This window comes from Amycolatopsis echigonensis (assembly GCF_002846615.1).
Taxonomy (GTDB): Bacteria; Actinomycetota; Actinomycetes; order Mycobacteriales; family Pseudonocardiaceae; genus Amycolatopsis; species Amycolatopsis echigonensis.
Map to the genome: position 1 here is coordinate 1,878,828 of NZ_PJMY01000003.1, position 18,683 is coordinate 1,897,510.

The window sequence follows — 18,683 nt, forward strand, 5'->3', positions numbered from 1 at the left end:
CGCGCGCATTTCTGTCCACAGTGGATTCGCGGTCACTTGGGCAGCCGCTCCGGCGTTACCGCCGACCCTGAGCGACCAGAGCTGACCTCAGGGTCGAATTGGGTGGTTTCACCGGATGCCCGGGTCGCCGATCGCCCGCGAAACTGGCCCGGTGACTCGGGTTTCCCCGCGATGGCGGCAAACATTGGTATGGCTCCACGTAATCTCGTCAGTAGCATGGATGAGCCAGGCGCTCTCCCTGTGCGTGCTGACGCTGGTCGCGCTCGACGGACACCACGCGGGCCCGGCGATGCTCATGGCCAAGCGCCTCGACACCGTGCTGCTGGCGCCCATGGCGAACACCGCCGCGTTCACCGGTCTGCTTCTCGCCGGAGCCACCGCCTGGGGTTTCTTCCGGCATTGGTGGGTCCTGGTCAAATTCGGCCTGACGCTCATCCAGCTGTACGCCGGGATTTTCCTGCTCTCGCCCGCTCTCACCGAGGCCGCCGCGACCGCCGCACCGGTGTGGCAGCTAGCCGCGGGCAGTGCGCTGATGGCGAGCGGATTGGCGTTCCAGGTCTGGATTTCGGTCGCCAAGCCGTGGTCGCGCACGCCGTGGTCCACCGCCGCCAAACCGCGGCCCGCGCCCACGTGGGTCTTCACCGCCGGGCTGGCCGCACCGATCGCGGACACCGCCGCCGGCATCGCACTCGGCTACCCGATGCCCGCGCTCTCGCTGATCATGCTCGCCGTGCTGCTCGTCCGGCGGCCGGAAACCCGGGTACTCAGAGCTGGTTGACGTCCACGATCCGGACCACCGCGCTGCCCGCCTCGTCCGAGGCGCGCAAATCGACCTCCGCGCTGATCCCCCAGTCGTGGTCGCCAGCCGGATCGTCGAAGATCTGCCGCACCCGCCAGAGATCCGGCTCCTGTTCGATCAGCAGCAAAGCCGGACCGCGCGCGTCCGGGCCGATGCCGAGCGAATCGTGCTCGTCGAAGTAGTCCTCGATCGCGTCTTCCCACGCGTCCGCGTCCCAGCCGGAGGCGGCGTCCAGCGCGCCCAGTTCGTCGTACGCCCGGCGCGAAGCCAGCTCCACCCGGCGGAACAACTCGTTGCGCACCAGCACGCGGAACGCCCGCTCGTTGCGCGTCACCGCGGGCGGCTCGGGCGGCGGCCGGTGCGACACCGGGCCCTCCTCGTCCGGATGCCGCAGCGCTTCCCATTCGTCCAGCAGGCTCGAGTCGACCTGGCGCACCAGTTCGCCGAGCCATTCGATGAGGTCTTGCAGCGATTCGGTTTTCGCCTCGTCCGGCACGGTGTGCCGCAACGCGTCGTAAGTGTCGGCGAGATAGCGCAGCACCAAACCCTCAGAACGCGCGAGCTGATAGAAGCCCACGTATTCCACGAAGTTCATCGCGCGCTCGTACATATCGCGCACCACCGACTTCGGCGACAGCTCGTAATCCGCCACCCACGGGTGGCCGGCGCGATACGACTGGTAGGCCGCGTTAAGCAGCTCCTCCAACGGTTTCGGGTACGTGACGGATTCGAGAAGCTCCATCCGCTCGTCGTACTCGATGCCCTCGGCCTTCATCGCCTGCACGGCTTCGCCGCGAGCCTTGAACTGCTGCTGTGACAACACCGGCCGCGGGTTGTCGACGGTGGATTCCACAATGGACACGACGTCCAGCGCGTACGACGGCGATTCCATGTCCAGCAGTTCGATCGCGGCCAGCGCGAAGGGCGAAAGCGGCTGGTTCAACGCGAAATCGAACTGCAGGTCCACGGTCAGGCGGACGATGCGTCCCTCGGCGTCCGGTTCGGGCAGCCTTTCCACGACGCCGGCGGCGAGCAGCGAACGATAGATCTCGATCGCCCGCAGGATCAGCTTCCGCTGCGTCGGGCGGTCCGAATGGTTGTCCTCGAGCAGATGCCGCATCGCGTCGAACGCGTTGCCCGGCCGCGAAATCACGTTCAGCAGCATCGAGTGGCTGACCTGGAAGCTGGACGTGAGCGGTTCCGGCTCGGCCGCGATCAGCCGGTCGAACGTGCTCTCGGTCCAGTTGACGAAGCCCTCCGGCGCTTTCTTCCGGACGATCTTCTTTTTCTTCTTCGGGTCGTCGCCCGCCTTCTCCAGCGCCTTCGCGTTCTCCACCACGTGGTCCGGGGCCTGCACGACCACGTACCCGTCGGTGTCGTACCCGGCCCGGCCGGCGCGTCCGGCGATCTGGTGGAACTCGCGCGCCTTCAGATGCCGCTGCCGCACGCCGTCGTATTTCGTCAGCGCCGAGAACACCACCGTGCGGATCGGCACGTTGATGCCGACGCCGAGGGTGTCCGTCCCGCAGATCACCTTCAGCAGGCCGGACTGCGCGAGCGTTTCGACCAGCCGACGGTACTTCGGCAGCATGCCCGCGTGGTGCACGCCGATGCCGTGCCGCACGAGCCGCGAAAGCGTCTTGCCGAACCCGGCGGAGAACCGGAAGTCGCCGAGCAGGTCGGCGATCGCCTCCTTCTCCGCCTTGGTCGTGACGTTGATGCTCATCAGCGTCTGCGCCCGCTCGATGGCCGCCGCCTGCGAGAAATGCACGACATACACCGGTGCCTGGCCGCCGTTGAGCAGCTCGGACATCGTCTCGTGCAGCGGCGTGAGCGCGTACCGGAAGGTGAGCGGCACCGGCCGCTGCGCCGACGTGACCACCGCGGTCGGCCGCCCGGTCCGCCGGGTCAGGTCCTTTTCGAAGAACGAAACGTCGCCGAGCGTGGCCGACATGAGCACGAACTGCGCGTTCGGCAGCTCGATCAGCGGGACCTGCCACGCCCAGCCGCGGTCCGGTTCCGAATAGAAGTGGAACTCGTCCGCGACGACCTGGCCGACCGGGGCGTCGGCACCGTCGCGCAACGCGATGTTCGCCAAGATTTCCGCGGTGCAGCAGATGATCGGAGCATCGGCGTTGACGCTCGAATCGCCGGTCATCATGCCGACCTGGTCGGCCCCGAAGATCTCGATGAGCTGGAAGAACTTCTCCGAGACGAGGGCCTTGATCGGCGCGGTGTAAAAACTGCGTTTGCCGTGCGCGAGCGCGGTGAAGTGCGCGCCGACCGCCACGAGGCTTTTGCCGGAGCCGGTCGGCGTCGACAGGATGACGTTGGCCCCGGAGACGACCTCGATCACCGCCTCCTCCTGCGCCGGGTACAACTCGATGCCCCGCTCCGCCGTCCACGTCGTGAAGGCTTCGAACAGGGCATCTGCGTCGGGATCCGCTGGCAGGAGGTCGGTGAGAGTCATCGCGGCACCTATCGTGCCATCCCGGGCCCGGCCGCAGGTGCAGGGGAGATCGCGGGCCCTTGCCCTAACCCGTAGGCTTCCGGTACCGCGCGTCGCCGGAGGGGCCACAGGCAGGCGGGCGCGCACACGGGCGGTACTCGCGGAGGATTCGGCAATGGCACAGGACATCATCCCGATCGAGCTCGGGCTGCCGCAGGGCGACGTGGTCACCCTCTGGGCCCCGCGGTGGCGGGAGGACGGCGAGGAGTGGGAAGCGTTCCTCGGCGACGAGGACGACCTGTACGCCTTCCCGGACGCCGCGCACCTCGCCGCCTTCGTGCGCACGTCCGAGCAGCACGACCTGCTCGACCACCCGGCGTGGGACGCGGTGCCCGCGCTGAACGTGCCCGAGCTGATCCCGGACGACGACCACTCCTACGACCTCGTCGGCGTGCCCGAGCTGGTCGCCGAGGAGCCGGACTCGTGGACGATCGGCGAACTCGCCGAGATCGTCGGCATCGTGCGTTCGCTCGCCGACGTGTGCGAGCTGGACGAGGTGCACGAGGTGCTCGACGCCTACGAGGGCTTCTCGCTGCTGGAGCAGGGCCGGCTGCCGTTCACCGGGCGCGAGGGCGAAGCGCTGTGGAACGACCTGTCGAAGGCCGTCTCCGAGAAGTGGGACACCGTGCTCGACGCGATCGACAACCTGGTGACCGTGCCGGACGTCGACGCCGCGGTGCTGGAGCAGACCGCCGAAGAGCTGGCCGCCTTCCACGAGGAATCCGCCGAGGCGGAGGCCGGTGAAGAAGACGGCGGGCCGGAAGACCTCGAAGCGGTCGACACCGAGGACGAGGACGCCGAGGACGAGCCGGTCGGCTTCTGGGGCGAGGTCGGCATCGACCCGATCAAGATCGTCACCTCCGGTGCGGAGTACTACACGCTGCGCTGCTACCTCGACGACAAGCCGGTGTTCCTCGGCAACGACGGCGAGATCGACGTGTTCAGCTCGCCCAAGGCGCTGCTCAAGGCGATCAAGGCGGGGGACGAGCTCGCCGACACCGACCTCGCCGAGGTGTCCACTTGGGACGAGGTGCGCGAGAAGGCGGCGGCCGACGAGCTCGAGATCGAGGTCGACACCGACAACACCTACGTGTTCCCCGGCCTCGACGAGGACATCGCCGAGGGCCCCGAGTCGATCGACCCGACCCAGCTGGAGCTGGCCGTCGAGCTGATCACCGACGCCGCCGAATGGGCGGGCGACGACACCGTCGAAACCGCGCTGGCGGCCAACGAAAGCCTCGGCTGGCTGGTGTCGTTCGTGCTGCGGCCGGACCCGAGCCGGCTCGAGCCGAGCGCTCCGTTCGACGCCGAGCAGAGCGCCTGGCGCAAGCTGGTGGAGGACTTCGAGAACCGCCTCACGGTGGTCTGAACCTCTAGAGGGCGTCGAACACGCTCTCGGCCGAGTCCCCGGCGGAGAACATCTTCCAGGCGACGCCGGCGATCGCATCCGGATCCAGGGTGCGGCCGCCGGCGTCGCCGTATTTTTCCCGCTGCGCGACGACCATCCGGTAGATGTCGCCGCGTTCGATCAGACCGCCGATGATGAGGCTGCCCGCGTACACGCCGGTCCCGGCCAGCCGTTCGTGCAGCGTCCGCGCGTAGTTCCGCAGGGCCGCCGACGACATCGCGAGCGCGCCGAGCGCGGGCATCGGCCGCACCGCGCTCAGCCCGCCCGCGAACAGGAACCCGCCGCGGCCGCGTTCCAGCATGCCCGGCAGCAGCTTGCCGACCACCTCGACGGCCGGATACACCCAGCTCATCGCCTTCTCGACGGCGCCGACGGTCACTTCGGTGATGTCCGTGGGCATGCGGTCCGGTTCGATCGCGGCCGGGCCGTAGTAGGCGACGTCGATGCCCCCGAAACGTTCGGCGATTTCGTCGAGCGTCGTCCCGATGCCGTTCCGGACGTCGCCGACGAACGCCTCGGCGTCGCCGAGTTCGGCCAGGTAGGCCGGGTGCCGCTCAGCGGTGCGCGAAACGAGGGCGACCTGGTACCCCTCGGCGGAGAACCGGCGTGCCATCGACATCCCGAGGCCGGGTCCGGCTCCGAGAACGACAGCGGTCGGGCGAGTGGTCATGGCTTGGCTTCCTTCCCCAGAGGTAAATCGAGGGTGCCCTCGACTTCGTCCGAAGCTACCACAAAAACCCGAGGGCACCCTCGACTTTGTACGATGGGACCCATGGCCACCGGATCGAAGCCGTTGCGCGCGGACGCCGCCCGCAACCGCGACAAGCTGCTGGCCGCCGCGACGCGCGCGTTCGGCGAGCACGGCCTCGACGCGCCGCTGGAGCAGATCGCCCGCAGCGCCGGGGTCAGCATCGGCACGCTGTACGCGCACTTCCCCACCCGGGACGCCTTTGTCGACGCGATCCTGCCCGCACGAATCGCCGCGGTGGACGACCTGGTGACGAAGGCGTTAGCGGAGCCGGACCCCTGGCAGGGCTTCACCGGATTCCTCGACGGACTATTCGTGTTGCAGGCCAAGGACCAAGGCCTCAACGACGCCCTCGCCCGGCGGCTGCCGCTGAGCCCGGCCGCGCTGGAGGCCTGCCGCACCGGGTTCCAGCACGCCGCGCGGATTATCGACCGGGCCAAGGAATCCGGTCAGCTGCGCGCCGATTTCGAACCCTCGGATCTCGCTCCGCTGGTCTCCGCGATGTCGCAGCTGATCCGTGAACCACCCGAAACCTGGCGACGGCACCTGGCGTTCTTTCTCGACGGCCTGCGCGCTTAGTCCTTTTCGGACTCCGCCCGCACTGGAACCAAACCTATTGCCAGCAAAGGGAATATGGCTGCGACGCAATAGGCCAGCGCGTACCGGCTGTCCCCGATCACCAAGCCCAGCAACGGCGGTGTGAGCGACGCGGCGATGTTCTGCGCGGTGTTCTGCGTCCCCATCGCGCGGCCGGACCACGCGACCCCGGCCAGCTCGGCCGACGCGGTGAAGCCAAGACCGTTGTCCGCCACCGTGATCACCGCCGCCAGCACCAGCGCGGCCAGCACCAGCCACAGCCACGTCGCGTCCCCGACGGCGACCAGCAGCATCACGACCGCGCTCGCGACGGCGAGCTGCCGCATCGGCCGCAACCGGCTGCCGACCCGGTCCGACCAATACCCCGACGCCAGCCGTCCGAGCGCACCGAGCACTTGAGCCACCGCGACGAACACCCCGGCCTGCGCGGCGGTCCACTGATGCTGAGACACCAGGTACACCGGCGCGAACGCGGACACCGCGAACTGCGGCACCACTAACAGCGCGCTCGCGCCGTGCACTCGCCACAGCCACGGCTTTCGGTACGGCGACGGCGGCCGCTCCCCCTTCGCCGCGCGCGGTGGCCGCGGCGGGTCGATGACGAACGCCGCCACCAACAGCGCCACGCCGACCGCCAACGCCGCGGGCAGCAGCATCGCCGCCTGGAACCCCCACTGCGCGGCCAGTGGCGGCAGCCCAAGCGCGGCCACGCCGACGCCCAGCGGCTGCGCCGTCTGCCGGATCCCCATCGCGACGCCGCGCTCGGATTTCGAGAACCAGCCCATCACGACCCGGCCGCTCGCCGCGTTCACCGAAGCCGTGCACGCACCGGCTACGAGAAACACTCCAAAGAGAAGGCCGACCGGGTGGTGCCACAGGGCGGCGTACACGAGGAGTAACCCCGATACTCCCAGGCCCAGCGCCATGATGAGCCGCTCGCCGTAACGGTCCGCAGCCGCGCCCCAGGCGATGAGCGTCAGCAGCAGGCCGATGCTGGGCGCCGCGACGACCGTGCCCGCCTGCGCCAGCGTCAGATGGTCGGCCTCGCGCATGGCGGGCACGAGAAACGGCAGCCCGTAAAGGAACGAGCAGCTGGCGGTCTGCGCGGCGAGGCCGAGCGCGAGGATCAGCCACCGTCGCGAACTGCCTTTTTGCCGCACCTGCTCCCCAGCCTCGACCTGCGCCATTCCGCCCACCGTCTCATTATTTGAGATATCTATCCTACATGGTGAACGATAGTTGGCATGGCTAACGAACGCAACCGCCTTTCGGCGGCCGCGTCCAGGAGCGGGGATTCAGCCGAGCGCCGCGTACCCGGGTTTGACGACCTTCTCGATCAGCTCGAGCCGCTCGTCGAAATCGAGGAACGCGGATTTCATCGCGTTGATGGTGAACCAGCGGAAGTCGTCGAGGCCGAAGCCGAACGTCTCGGCCAGCGCGGCGAATTCACTGGTCATCGTGCATCCGCTCATCAACCGGTTGTCGGTGTTGACGGTGACGCGGAAGCGCAGCCGGGCGAGCAGTCCGATGGGGTGTTCGGCCAGCGACGGCACGGTTCCAGTCTGGACATTCGACGAGGGGCAGATTTCCAGCGGGATCCGCCGGTCCCGCACGTAGCTCGCCAACCGTCCAAGATGGACATTTCCGTCGGCGTCGGCGGTGATGTCCTCGGCGATCCGCACGCCGTGCCCGAGCCGTTCCGCACCGCAGTACTGGATTGCCTCGCCGATCGACGGAAGACCGAACGCTTCGCCGGCATGAATAGTGAAGTGCGCATTGTTCCGGCGCAAATAGTCGAATGCGTCCAGATTGCGGGTGGGCGGAAATCCTTCCTCCGGACCGGCGATGTCGAATCCGGCGACCCCGGCGTCGCGGTAGCGCACCGCGAGTTCGGCGATCTCGAGCGCACGGGCGTGCTGGCGCATCCCGCACAACAGCGTCCGCACCCGGATCCGCCCGCCGCCCGCGGCTACCCTTCGCGTCCCCTCGGCGAAGCCTTCCTGGACGGCCTCGACCACTGCATCGAGTGACAGCCCGCGGTCCACGAACAGCTCCGGCGCGTACCGCAGCTCGGCGTAGACCACCCCGTCCGCGGCCAGGTCCTCGACCGCTTCGGCGGCAACCCTGACCAGCGCTTCCTCCGTTTGCATGACGCCACACGTATGGGCGAATGTTTCGAGATACGAAACGAGCGAACCGGAGTCGGCCGCGGCCCGGAACCAGCGGCCCAGCTCGTCCGGATCGGTCGTGGGAAGGTCCCGGTAGCCGAGATCCTCGGCGAGTTCGGCGACCGTGCCGGGGCGCAAGCCGCCGTCGAGGTGGTCGTGGAGCAGGACCTTGGGGGCACGGCGCAGGATCTCCGCGCTCAGCGGGGTTACGTCCGACATGCTCCAACGGTAGCCTCGCTGTCATTCCCCTACCTGGCCGTAACCGAGAGCACCGGAGCAACCCTCTGCTCAGCACTGTGCGCAAGGAATCGGCCATCCGGGTGGCACGGCCGTTATCCGCGTTCCCCGGGGGCCATACGCACAGCAATTTTCTTCATCGATAAGCTCCGGTCAGTCCCTTCCATTTTCCCCGCCGACGAAGGACACCGCAGTGACCACTGACAACCACATTGCCGCTCCGTCGTTCGACCGGATGCGCAACATGCTGGTGCGCGCGGCCGAGGTTCGTGAGAGCGAGCAGCAGCAGATCTTCGACGCGCTCGACGACATCTACGCCCGGCTCGCGCCGGTGGACTCCCTGGGCGCGGTGCGCAAGCGGCTGTCGGAACTGCCGGACCGGACCGAGGTCGGGGTGCTGGCGGAACGCCTCGACGAGGCGATGACCCGGCTCGAGTCGCAGGACAACGCGATCGCCGCGCTCACGCACGCGGTGGAGAGCATCGTCGACAAGCTGGCGAAGCCCTTCGCCCAGCTCGACGGACGCCTCGACGGCGTGGCGGCGCGGTTCGAGGGTGTCGCGGGCCGGATGGACGGGCTCGAGGACAAGCTGCAGAACATCCACCGCCGGCTGGACGAACTCGGCGGGCACCTGGACAAGCAGGACGCGAAGCTGGAGTCGCTGCCGCAGGCGACGCAGGGCCCGATCCGCGACCGGATCGAGATGGCCGAGGCGTCGCTGCGCGAGCGGATCGAGACCACGGACCAGGAACTGCGCTCGCGCGTCGACGAACTGGACCGCGCGACGAAGGAACGCATCGCCACCGCGACCGACGCGGTGAAGAGCGCGGTCTCCGACACCGGCGAGATGATCGACCCGGCCGCCCGCCTCGACGCGGTGGGCACGAAGCTCGAGACGATCACCCAGCGTCTCGACGACCTGTCCAGCCGCATCGACAAGGTCGAAGACGACGTCACCGGCCGCATCGGCGACCTGGACGGTTCGGTCCGCAGCGGCCTGTCGAAGGTCGAAGGCACGCTGTCGAAGCAGCCGGACACCGACGCGGTCGACTCGCTGGTGCGCCGCAGCAACGACGAATCGGTGCGCCGCATCGGCGGCCAGCTGGACGAAGCGATGGCCACGTTCGCGGAACTGATGCTGGGCGGCGGACCGGCCGTGCAGCAGATCGCCCCGCCGCCGCCCGCCCCGCGCCAGCCGCGCCGAAGCTCCCGCAACGGCCGGTCGCCCAAGGCCGCCGACGCGAAGGCGAAGACTGGCGGCGACGCCGACGAGTCGACTGACTGACCGCTTCTGAACGAAGCCCCCGTCCGGAATCCGGACGGGGGCTTCGTCGTTTCGAGCTCCAGACGGGACGTCGCCGGTGACCTCACGGCCAGACGGTGCCGCACGATCGTTCGCGACGAAGCCTGCCACTCGCACCGCGGCCTGACCTTCGAGCGCAGTGCCGTCAGGACTGACAGCTCAGCACATCGCTTGGACTGGAAAGTGCTGGATAAACCGAAACCCCCACCCACAGCCCGGGCGGAGCTTCGTCGATTCACAGTCGCGGGCGGTGCCCAATCCCCCAACCACACGGCCTCCCCAGCGCGGCGCGACTCCGCCTCCGAGTCGACGCCCACCCCCGCCCTCCTCTGGGGGGCTGCCCATGCCCAGTCTACCGGCGCTACCCGACGAAACCGGCGTTTGGAGCGAGCAGAGGCCGACTGCTCCACAACCCGGGACGGGTGTGGACAACCGGTCTGGGCAGCAAGAACAAAGCCCCCGACCAGACCTCCGGACAGGGGGCTTCGTCGTAGGCGAGCAGCAAGGCTCGCCGCACACAAGCAGCCAGGACCACCGCAGACAAGCAGCGGGGCTCACCGCAGACAAGCAACCAGGACCACCGCAAACAAGCAACCAGGCTCGCCGCAGGCGAGCAGCCAGGCTCACCACAGAGGATCAGTCAGGGCCGCACAGTCTCCAGCACGATCTCTCGCGAAGCAGGCGCCTCCGCACCCACCGTGAACCCGCCCTCCAACGCGGCGAGAGCAGCGGGCACCGCCTCCGGGGTGTCCGTGTGCAGTTCCAGCAACGGCTCCCCCGCCACCACCGCATCGCCCGGCTTCGCGTGGCACAAGATCCCCGCCGCGGCCTGCACCGGGTCTTCCTTCCGCGCCCGGCCAGCACCGAGTCGCCAAGCCGCGACCCCCACCGCGTAGGCGTCCAGCGAAGTCAGCACCCCCGAAGCAGGAGCCGGGACGACATGCACCGTCGAAGGACGCGGCAAGGGAGCCGAAGGGTCCCCGCCCTGCGCGGTGATCATCCGAGCCCACACCTCGTAAGCCTCGCCGGACGCCAGCACCTCAGCCGGATCCACGGAAATACCCGCCAAAGCAAGCATTTCCCGAGCCAACGCCACCGTCAACGCAACCACATCAGCCGGTCCGCCACCGCGGAGGACCTCAACTGCCTCCGCGACCTCCACCGCGTTCCCGACCGCCCGCCCGAGCGGCGTGCTCATGTCGGTGATCAACGCCGTGCAAGCGACGCCGTGCGCCGTGCCGATGTCCACGAGCGTCCGCGCCAGCAGCTGCGCTTCCGGCACCGTCTTCATGAACGCCCCGGAGCCAGCCTTCACATCCAGCACCAGTCCGGAAGCACCCTCGGCGATCTTCTTGCTCATGATCGAGCTGGCGATCAACGGCACCGACTCGACGGTCGAGGTGACATCCCGCAGCGCGTACAGCTTCTTGTCCGCCGGAGCCAGCCCCTCGGTCGCCGCGCAGACCACCGCGCCGACCGAGTTCAGCTGCGCCGCGATCTCGTCCAGAGACAAAGCCGCGCGCCAACCCGGGATCGACTCCAGTTTGTCCAGCGTCCCGCCGGTGTGGCCGAGCCCGCGACCGGACAGCTGCGGCACCGCGGCACCGCACGCGGCGACCAGCGGAGCCAGCGGCAAGGTGATCTTGTCGCCGACCCCGCCGGTCGAGTGCTTGTCCACGGTCGGGCGCGCGACGTCCAGCGACAGCCGCGAGCCCGAGTCGATCATCGCGCCGGTCCAGCGCGCGATCTCGCCGTCGTCCATGCCCCGCAAGAAAATCGCCATGGCCAGCGCGGCCATCTGCTCTTCCGCGACAACGCCGCGGGTGTACGCGTCGACGACCCAGTCGATCTGCTCGTCGCTCAGCCGTCCGCCGTCACGCTTCGTCCGAATGACATCTACCGCGGTGAAGGTCACGGCAGGTCCTCCGGCCCGAACGCGTCCGGCAGCACCTCCGACATCGGCAGCACCCCGCGGGGAGTGTCGACCAGGCAGGAAGAACCGCCGAGTTCGAACAGAATCTGGCGACAACGGCCACACGGCATCAGCAGCTCGCCTTCACCGCTACGGCAAGCCACCGCAATCAGCCGGCCGCCGCCGGACAGTCGCAATTGTCCGGCCATTGTGCACTCAGCGCACAAACCCAAGCCGTACGAAGCGTTTTCGACGTTGCACCCGGTCACCTGCCGACCATCGTCCACAATGGCCGCAACGCCGACGTGCAGTCCCGAATAAGGCGCGTAAGCATGCGAAGCGGCCGAAACCGCGGCCGCGCGCAAAGCTTCCCAGTCCACTTCGGACATCAGTCGCCCTCACCTCGCCGATACTGCGCACCGTCTGCCTTGGGCGGCCGAAGTCGTTGCGACGCAACGGCCAGCACAATCAGCGTCACGAAGTGCGCCGTGTACGGGATCAAGTCGCTCGGCAGCGTGTCGTTGGTCCAGTAGATCGCGTACAAGATGCCAGCGCCGACCACGCCGAGCGCAGCCGCGAGCCAGCGCTTCCGGATCAGCTGCACGATCACGATGATCGCCAGCAGGATGACCGCGCCGTACAGCAACGCCAGCACCGCGTCGCCGCCGCCGGCGAGCTGCAGACCGTCGGAGTACCCGAACAGCGCGGCCCCGCCGAGCAGCCCGCCCGGTCGCCAGTTGCCGAAAATCATCGCGGCCAGACCGATGTACCCGCGGCCGTTGGTCTGGTTCTCCAGGTAGTCCGCGCCGCCCTTGAGCAGCACCAGCGACGCACCGCCCATGCCCGCGAAACCGCCGGAGATCAGCACGCCGACGTACTTGTAGCGGTACACGTTCACGCCGAGCGACTCCGCCGCGACCGGGTTCTCGCCGCACGAACGCAGCCGCAGGCCGAACCGGGTGCGCCAGAGAACCCAGTAGCTCACCGGGATCAGCAGGATCGCGATCATGGTCAGCGGCGCGACCCCGGTCACCAGTCCGCGCAGAATGCCCGCGACGTCAGACAGCCCGACGCGCTGCTGGTTCTCCAGCGAGCCCAGCCAATCCGACAGACCGGCCGCCGAGTAGGTGTCGAACTTCGGCACTGGCGGCGACTGGCGCGGGTTTCCCGACAGCGGCTCGAAAATCAGGTTCGCCAGATACTTCGCGACGCCGAGCCCGAGCAGGTTGATCGCGACCCCGGAGACGATGTGGTTGACGTTGAACGTCACCGTCGCCACCGCGTGCAGCAATCCGCCCAGCGCGCCGAACGCGATCGCGGCCAGCAGGCCGACCCACGCGCCGCCGTAGTACGAACCCCAGGCCGCGCCCCAGGTGCCGAGGATCATCATGCCTTCGAGGCCGATGTTGATCACGCCCGCGCGCTCGGCCCACAACCCGCCCAGCGCACACAGCAGGATCGGCAGCGCCAGCCGCAACGCGGTCGACGCGGTGTTGCTCGACGTCAGCGCCGAAACGCCGGTGGCGTACGACGCGGTCGACATGACCGCGATCGCGACCACGGCCCAGATCACGCCGCGCAGCCAGCCGGGGATCCGCTGCCGCTTGCGCTTGACCGGCATCGGCGTCCCGGACTCCGGTCCCGGCCGGGAGAACTCCGTCGTGGTGGTCACACCGCACCGCCTTCCGCGACCGAGGCGCCCTTGCGGCCGTTGCCGGCGAGCGCCCTGCCCACCCTGCGCTGTTCCGCGGCGAGGTCGGCCCGGCGCACGATCTCGTACGCCACGACGACCGAGAGCACGATGATGCCCTGCATGATCGTCGCGATTTCCTTGGACACGTTGATCTGCTCCAGCGACACCGCCGAGGTGTCCAGGAAGGCCCACAGCAGCGCGCCGAACGCGATGCCGCCGGGGTGGTTGCGGCCGAGCAGCGCGACCGCGATGCCGGTGAAGCCGTACATCTGCGTCGCGGTGATGCCGTAGCTGTAGTCGCGGCCGAGCAGTTCCGGCATGGCGACCAGACCGGCCACCGCGCCGGAGAGCAACATCGCGATGAGTGTCATCTTCTTCGCGCTCACGCCACCGGCCGCGGCGGCCGTCGCGGACTCGCCGCTCGCCTTCAGCTCGAAGCCGAACCTGGTGCGGTTCAGCATGAACCAGTACGCGCCGCCGATCACGATCGCGATGAACACGAACCCGAACAGCGTGCCCGACCCGAGCGGGATGCCCGGGATCCGGCCGGACGGCGCGATCACCCTGGTCCCGATGTTGTTGCCGGTCTGCACGCCGAACTGGTTGGCGTTGATCAGGAACGCGATGATGCCGGCGACGATCGAGTTCAGCATGATCGTCGAGATGACCTCGCTGACGCCGCGGGTCACCTTCAGCACCGCCGGGATCGTCGCGTACAGCGCGCCGGAAACGATCGCCACCAGCAGGATCACGATGGTGTGGATGACCGGCGGCAGCTGCAGCGCCCCGCCGATGATCGCGGCGACCACCGCGGCGAACCGGTACTGGCCCTCGACCCCGATGTTGAACAGGTTCATCTGGAACCCGATCGCCACGGCGAGGCCGGACAGGTAGTACACCGTCGCGAGGTTCACCGTGTCGACGGCGGTGGAACCCTTGAACAGCTGGCCGATCATCGTCCCGTATGCCTGCACCGGGTCGGCGCCGGAGATGACCAGCGCGATCGCGGACAGGATCACTGCGAACGCGATCGCGAGCAGCGGCGGCAGAAGCCGCGTGCGCCACGAACTCATGAGTCTTCACCTTCTTCGGCGCCGGTCATGGCGGAACCGAGTTCCTGCGGAGTGACAGTGGCGGGGTTCGCCTCGCTCACGAGCCGCCCGCGCAGCATCACGCGAATGGTGTCGGACAGCCCGATCAGCTCGTCGAGGTCCGCGGAAATCAGCAGCACGGCGAGGCCGTCGGCGCGTGCCTGACGGATCTGCTCCCAGATCATCGCCTGCGCACCGACGTCGACCCCGCGGGTCGGATGCGAAGCGATCAGCAGCACCGGATTGCCGGAGAGCTCGCGGCCGACGATCAGCTTCTGCTGGTTCCCGCCGGACAGCGCGGCGGCCGGGACGTCGATGCCGGGGGTGCGGACGTCGTACTCGCGCACGATCCGCTCGGTGTCCTCCCGCGCGCCCGCGATGTTGAGCAGCTGTCCGCCGGACACCGGTTCCCGCGTCTGGTAGCCGAGAATCCGGTTGACCCACAACGGTTGCGTGAGCAGCAGGCTGTGCCGCGTGCGGTCCTCGGCGATGTAGCCGATGCCCGCCTCGCGCCGCGCCAGCGTGCCCAGCTTGACCAGGTCGTGCGTCTCGCCGCCGGGCGGCGTCAGCTCGATGTGGCCGCCGCTCGCCTTGCGCATCCCCATGATCGTCTCGACCAGTTCGGTCTGGCCGTTGCCCTCGACCCCCGCGATGCCGAGCACCTCGCCCGCGTGCACGGTGAAGGAAATGTGGTCCAGCACGTTGCGCTCGGAGCCCTCGGCGGACAGCCGCAGCTCACGCACCCGCAGGACCTCGCGGTCGGTCACCGTCGACTCGCGCGTCTCCGGGCTCGGCAGCTCCGAACCGACCATCATCTCGGCCAGTTCGCGGCTGGTGATCTTCTTCGGATCCGCGGTGCCGACCGTGGTGCCGCGCCGGATCACGGTGACCGTGTCCGCGATCGCGCGCACCTCGTCGAGCTTGTGCGAGATGAAGAGGAACGTGTAACCGTCGGCCTGCATCTCGCGGACCGTGGTGAACAGCGCGTCCACTTCCTGCGGCACGAGCACGGCGGTCGGCTCGTCGAGGATGATGATTTTCGCGCCGCGGTAAAGGACTTTGACGATCTCGACGCGCTGGCGGTCGGCCACGCCGAGTTCCTCCAGCAGCGTGTCCGGCTTCGCGTGCAGCCCGGTCCGCTTCGACAGTTCCTGCAGCCGCGTCCGCGCCGCGCGGCCGATGCCGTGCAGCGATTCCGCGCCTAGGAATACGTTTTCCGCGACGGTCAGGTTGTCGGCGAGCATGAAGTGCTGGTGCACCATGCCGATCCCGGCACGGATGGCGTCCTGCGGGTTGCGCAGTTTCACCTCGGCGCCGTTGATGGCGATGTTGCCCTCGTCGGGCTGCTGCATCCCGTACAGGATCTTCATCAGGGTCGACTTGCCCGCGCCGTTTTCCCCGCACAGCGCGTGCACCTCGCCCGCCGCGACGGTGAGGTTGACGTCGGAGTTCGCGACCACGCCGGGAAACCGCTTGGTGATCCCGGTCAGCTGGACGGCCGGCACGCCCCGGTCGGGGACGGCGTCGGCCTCGATCTCGGTCATCGGAGGGGACATCCCGTTCTGTCGAAACGCGTGAGGGCCCGGAAGGAAGATCCTTCCGAGCCCTGCCGCGTCATGAGCGTTACTTGGCCGGCTTGTCCGAAACCTTGATGGCGCCGGAAATGATCTGGGCCTTGTACCCGTCGAGCACGTCCTTGATGTCGTCGACCTTGCCACCTGAGGTGGAGTAGCCGACGCCGTCGGCCTTGAGGTCGAACCGCTTGGGCACCGTGCTCAGGTCGCCCTTCGCAACGGCCTGCAGATACTCGAAGACCGCGACGTCGACGCGCTTGATCATCGAGGTGATGATGACGTCCTTGTCGGCGGCGACGGTCTTCTGGTTGTACTGGTCGGAGTCGACGCCGATGGCCAGCGCGTTGTTCTGCTTCGCCGCGTCGAACACGCCCTTACCGGAGGCGCCCGCCGCGTGGTAGACGACGTCCGCGCCGCGGGAGATCTCGGCCGCGGCCTTCGCGTTGCCCTTCGGCGGGTCCTGGAAGCCGGAGAAGTCGCCGGCCGGCGTCAGGTACTCGTCTTCGATCTTGATCTTGCTCGAAACGGCCTTCGCGCCCTGCAGGAAGCCCGCCTCGAACTTCTGGATCAGCGGGGTGTTCACGCCGCCGACGAAGCCGACGTGGCACTTCTTGCTCTTGTACGCGGCGGCGACGCCGGCCAGGAACGAGCCCTGCTCCTCGGCGAAGACCAGCGGCGTGACGTTCGGCAGGGTGATCGAGTCGTCGTCGACGATCGCGAACTTGGTGTTCGGGTACTTGGCGGCGACCGCCTTGACCGACGGCGCGTAGGCGAAGCCGACCGCGATGATCGGGTTCAGGCCCTGCTGCGCCATCTGCTCGAGCCGCTGCTGCTTGGCGGCTTCGCTCTCGCTCGCGCTCGCGGTGCTCTCGTTGACGGTCGGGACGCCGAGGTCGGTCTTCGCCCGGTCGGTGCCCGCGGCGGCCGCGTCGTTGAAGGAAGCGTCACCGCGACCGCCGACGTCGAAGGCCAGGCCGACCTTGAGCTTGCTGCCGTCGACCTTGCCCGAGGCGGCACTGCTGCTCGTGGCGGCGGCCGGAGCGGCGGGCGGCTTCGGGGCGGTGATGCAGTTCGACCCCGCATTGCCGTCCGAACCGGACGCGTTGTTGTTGCTTCCCCCGGTGTCCTTCGCGCACCCGGCCAGTGCAAGCACCCCAGCCATGGTCGCGGCGGCCAGCGCGGTTCCACGCATGCGACGCAACGTGTGTCTCCCTCCCCGCTGATCCAGCGGACGATCCAGGAACGGCCCGGTCACGGTCGCCGGGCTCAACCGCCAGACCGTACCCAACCGCCGGGTAACCGCCATAGGAACGGCACGCTACGTAACACAAACGTTTACTCGGAGGGTCGATCCGCGACCAATCCGGCGCCGACTGTGATCAAGTGCCCCGGCCGCCCGCGCACCCATCACTCACCGTGCCCCTCCTCGTTCCGGGAAAGGTCCGTGAAGGACTCCCCGAGGGAACCTGATTCCCGGAAGGAGTCCTTCACGGACCGCTTCAACGTGCTCCAGACCACACGTCCGAGTGGTCTGCCGTGGTCACCGGTGTCTGGTCCATCACAGACAGGAACCCGGAGGTGAGCCGGGCGTATGGGTCGGGTCTAGCATCCATGCATCCACGCTCGATGGCCCCTGATCTCGGCACCGTCGCCGGAGTTGTCCCCAGTGGACCGACCCCGGCCGCGGGTGCGGACCTCACCGGTCACCCGGGCACGACAGTCATGACGTTGGAGGCCGTTCACCGATGTCCACCACGGCGAGCACTGCCACCGAAAGCGGGGCAGGAGCTAGCGATCGGGCGGGTGCCTCACGCCGGCAGGGAACCTTCTACCGGGGCGACCCCGGCATGTGGTCCTGGGTGCTTCACCGCATCACCGGCGTGCTGACCTTTTTCTTCCTGTTCGTGCACGTGCTCGACACCGCGCTCGTGCGCGTGTCGCCGAACACCTACGACCAGGTCATCGAGACGTACAAGACGCCGATCGTGAACCTGCTCGAGGTCGGCCTTGTCGGCGCGGTGCTGTATCACGCACTCAACGGGCTCCGCGTCCTGCTGGTCGACTTCTGGGCCAAGGGCCCGAAGTACCAGAAGACGATGCTCTGGGTCATCGGCGTCGTGTGGGTGGTCGTGATGGTTCCGGGTGCGTTCTTCATGCTGAAGCGCACCGTCGAGACGCTTTTCGGGGGTGCCTGATCCCATGGCCGACGCTCTGATCCTCGACAAGCCGCGCTCGCCGCGGCGCCCGGCCGCCCGGCGCAGCAACTTCGAGCTCTACAGCTGGCTGTTCATGCGCATCTCCGGGCTCGCGCTGATCATCCTGGTGCTGGGCCACCTGTTCATCATGAACATCCTCGACGGCGGCGTGCACCGCATCAACTGGGGTTTCGTCGCCGGCCGCTGGGCCTCGCCGTTCTGGCAGTTCTGGGACCTGGCGATGCTGTGGCTCGCCGAGATCCACGGCGGCAACGGGCTGCGCACGATCATCGACGACTACGCGCGCAAGGACTCCACCCGGTTCTGGCTGAAGATCCTTCTCTACGTCTCGATGGTGCTCATCCTGGCCGTCGGCACGATGGTGATCTTCACGTTCGACCCCGAGATGCCTGCCTCCTGAGGCGCACCCACCACTAGCTAGCGGAGTC

16 protein-coding genes are annotated in these 18,683 nt (G+C 68.3%); 6 read left to right on the forward strand and 10 right to left on the reverse strand.

The features are described 5' to 3' along the window. The first annotated feature begins 220 nt into the window (after positions 1-220). Positions 221-778, forward strand: coding sequence for a hypothetical protein (locus ATK30_RS13410; protein WP_244194603.1), 558 nt, complete (start codon positions 221-223; stop codon positions 776-778). On the opposite strand, the gene ATK30_RS13415 is transcribed toward ATK30_RS13410, so the two are convergent. Then, positions 765-3,269, reverse strand: coding sequence for a DEAD/DEAH box helicase (locus ATK30_RS13415; protein WP_101435890.1), 2,505 nt, complete (start codon positions 3,267-3,269; stop codon positions 765-767). The two genes, ATK30_RS13410 and ATK30_RS13415, sit on opposite strands and share 14 nt — an antisense overlap. 154 nt (positions 3,270-3,423) lie before the next feature. Here ATK30_RS13415 and ATK30_RS13420 point away from each other — a divergent pair, with 154 nt between their 5' ends. Further along, positions 3,424-4,677: a primosomal protein gene (locus ATK30_RS13420; RefSeq protein WP_101435891.1), complete on the forward strand. Its 1,254-nt coding sequence runs from the start codon at positions 3,424-3,426 to the stop codon at positions 4,675-4,677. Positions 4,678-4,681: 4 nt separating this feature from the next. Here ATK30_RS13420 and ATK30_RS13425 read toward each other — a convergent pair whose 3' ends face one another. After that, on the reverse strand, positions 4,682-5,386 hold the full coding sequence (locus tag ATK30_RS13425) for an SDR family NAD(P)-dependent oxidoreductase (RefSeq protein WP_101435892.1): 705 nt from the start codon (positions 5,384-5,386) through the stop codon (positions 4,682-4,684). A gap of 102 nt (positions 5,387-5,488) precedes the next feature. Between ATK30_RS13425 and ATK30_RS13430 the strand changes: the two genes are divergently transcribed. Next, the gene (locus ATK30_RS13430) at positions 5,489-6,043 is read left to right on the forward strand and encodes a TetR/AcrR family transcriptional regulator (protein WP_244194604.1); all 555 of its coding nucleotides are present in this window, start codon (positions 5,489-5,491) and stop codon (positions 6,041-6,043) included. Here ATK30_RS13430 and ATK30_RS13435 read toward each other — a convergent pair. Both ATK30_RS13435 and ATK30_RS13440 read right to left on the reverse strand, forming a co-directional pair. Continuing rightward, on the reverse strand, positions 6,040-7,257 hold the full coding sequence (locus tag ATK30_RS13435) for an MFS transporter (RefSeq protein WP_416332677.1): 1,218 nt from the start codon (positions 7,255-7,257) through the stop codon (positions 6,040-6,042). The genes ATK30_RS13430 and ATK30_RS13435 overlap by 4 nt on opposite strands. Positions 7,258-7,356: 99 nt before the next feature. Next, positions 7,357-8,448, reverse strand: a complete 1,092-nt coding sequence (locus ATK30_RS13440; RefSeq protein WP_101435895.1) for an adenosine deaminase — start codon at positions 8,446-8,448, stop codon at positions 7,357-7,359. A 211-nt stretch (positions 8,449-8,659) separates the two neighbouring features. On the opposite strand from ATK30_RS13440, the gene ATK30_RS13445 reads away from it, so the two are divergent. Continuing rightward, positions 8,660-9,751, forward strand: a complete 1,092-nt coding sequence (locus tag ATK30_RS13445; protein ID WP_101435896.1) for a PA containing protein — start codon at positions 8,660-8,662, stop codon at positions 9,749-9,751. Positions 9,752-10,409: 658 nt separating this feature from the next. Here the strand turns inward: ATK30_RS13445 and ATK30_RS13450 are convergent. The 6 genes from ATK30_RS13450 to ATK30_RS13475 all read right to left on the reverse strand — a co-directional run bounded on the left by ATK30_RS13450 (position 10,410) and on the right by ATK30_RS13475 (position 17,231). Continuing rightward, positions 10,410-11,684, reverse strand: coding sequence for a thymidine phosphorylase (locus ATK30_RS13450; protein WP_101435897.1), 1,275 nt, complete (start codon positions 11,682-11,684; stop codon positions 10,410-10,412). Continuing rightward, positions 11,681-12,070 carry a cytidine deaminase gene (locus ATK30_RS13455; RefSeq protein WP_101435898.1) on the reverse strand — a complete coding sequence of 130 codons (390 nt, stop codon included), beginning with the start codon at positions 12,068-12,070 and terminating at the stop codon, positions 11,681-11,683. Before ATK30_RS13455 ends, ATK30_RS13450 begins: the two co-directional genes overlap by 4 nt. Further along, positions 12,070-13,302, reverse strand: a complete 1,233-nt coding sequence (locus ATK30_RS13460) for an ABC transporter permease (protein ID WP_101440807.1) — start codon at positions 13,300-13,302, stop codon at positions 12,070-12,072. The genes ATK30_RS13455 and ATK30_RS13460 overlap by 1 nt, the downstream gene beginning before the upstream one ends. A gap of 47 nt (positions 13,303-13,349) precedes the next feature. Continuing rightward, positions 13,350-14,447, reverse strand: coding sequence for an ABC transporter permease (locus ATK30_RS13465; RefSeq protein ID WP_101435899.1), 1,098 nt, complete (start codon positions 14,445-14,447; stop codon positions 13,350-13,352). Then, a complete protein-coding gene (locus ATK30_RS13470) occupies positions 14,444-16,009 on the reverse strand; it encodes an ABC transporter ATP-binding protein (protein ID WP_101435900.1) in 1,566 nt (521 codons plus the stop codon). Before ATK30_RS13470 ends, ATK30_RS13465 begins: the two co-directional genes overlap by 4 nt. A gap of 79 nt (positions 16,010-16,088) precedes the next feature. Continuing rightward, positions 16,089-17,231 (reverse strand): BMP family lipoprotein, encoded by a 1,143-nt coding sequence (locus ATK30_RS13475; protein WP_101435901.1) that lies wholly within the window; start codon positions 17,229-17,231, stop codon positions 16,089-16,091. A 553-nt stretch (positions 17,232-17,784) separates the two neighbouring features. On the opposite strand from ATK30_RS13475, the gene sdhC reads away from it, so the two are divergent. After that, positions 17,785-18,234 carry a succinate dehydrogenase, cytochrome b556 subunit gene (gene sdhC, locus ATK30_RS13480; RefSeq protein WP_009072553.1) on the forward strand — a complete coding sequence of 150 codons (450 nt, stop codon included), beginning with the start codon at positions 17,785-17,787 and terminating at the stop codon, positions 18,232-18,234. Positions 18,235-18,238: 4 nt separating this feature from the next. Continuing rightward, entirely contained in the window at positions 18,239-18,655 is a 417-nt protein-coding gene (locus ATK30_RS13485; protein ID WP_101435902.1) for a succinate dehydrogenase hydrophobic membrane anchor subunit, read from the forward strand. Positions 18,656-18,683 lie beyond the last annotated feature (28 nt).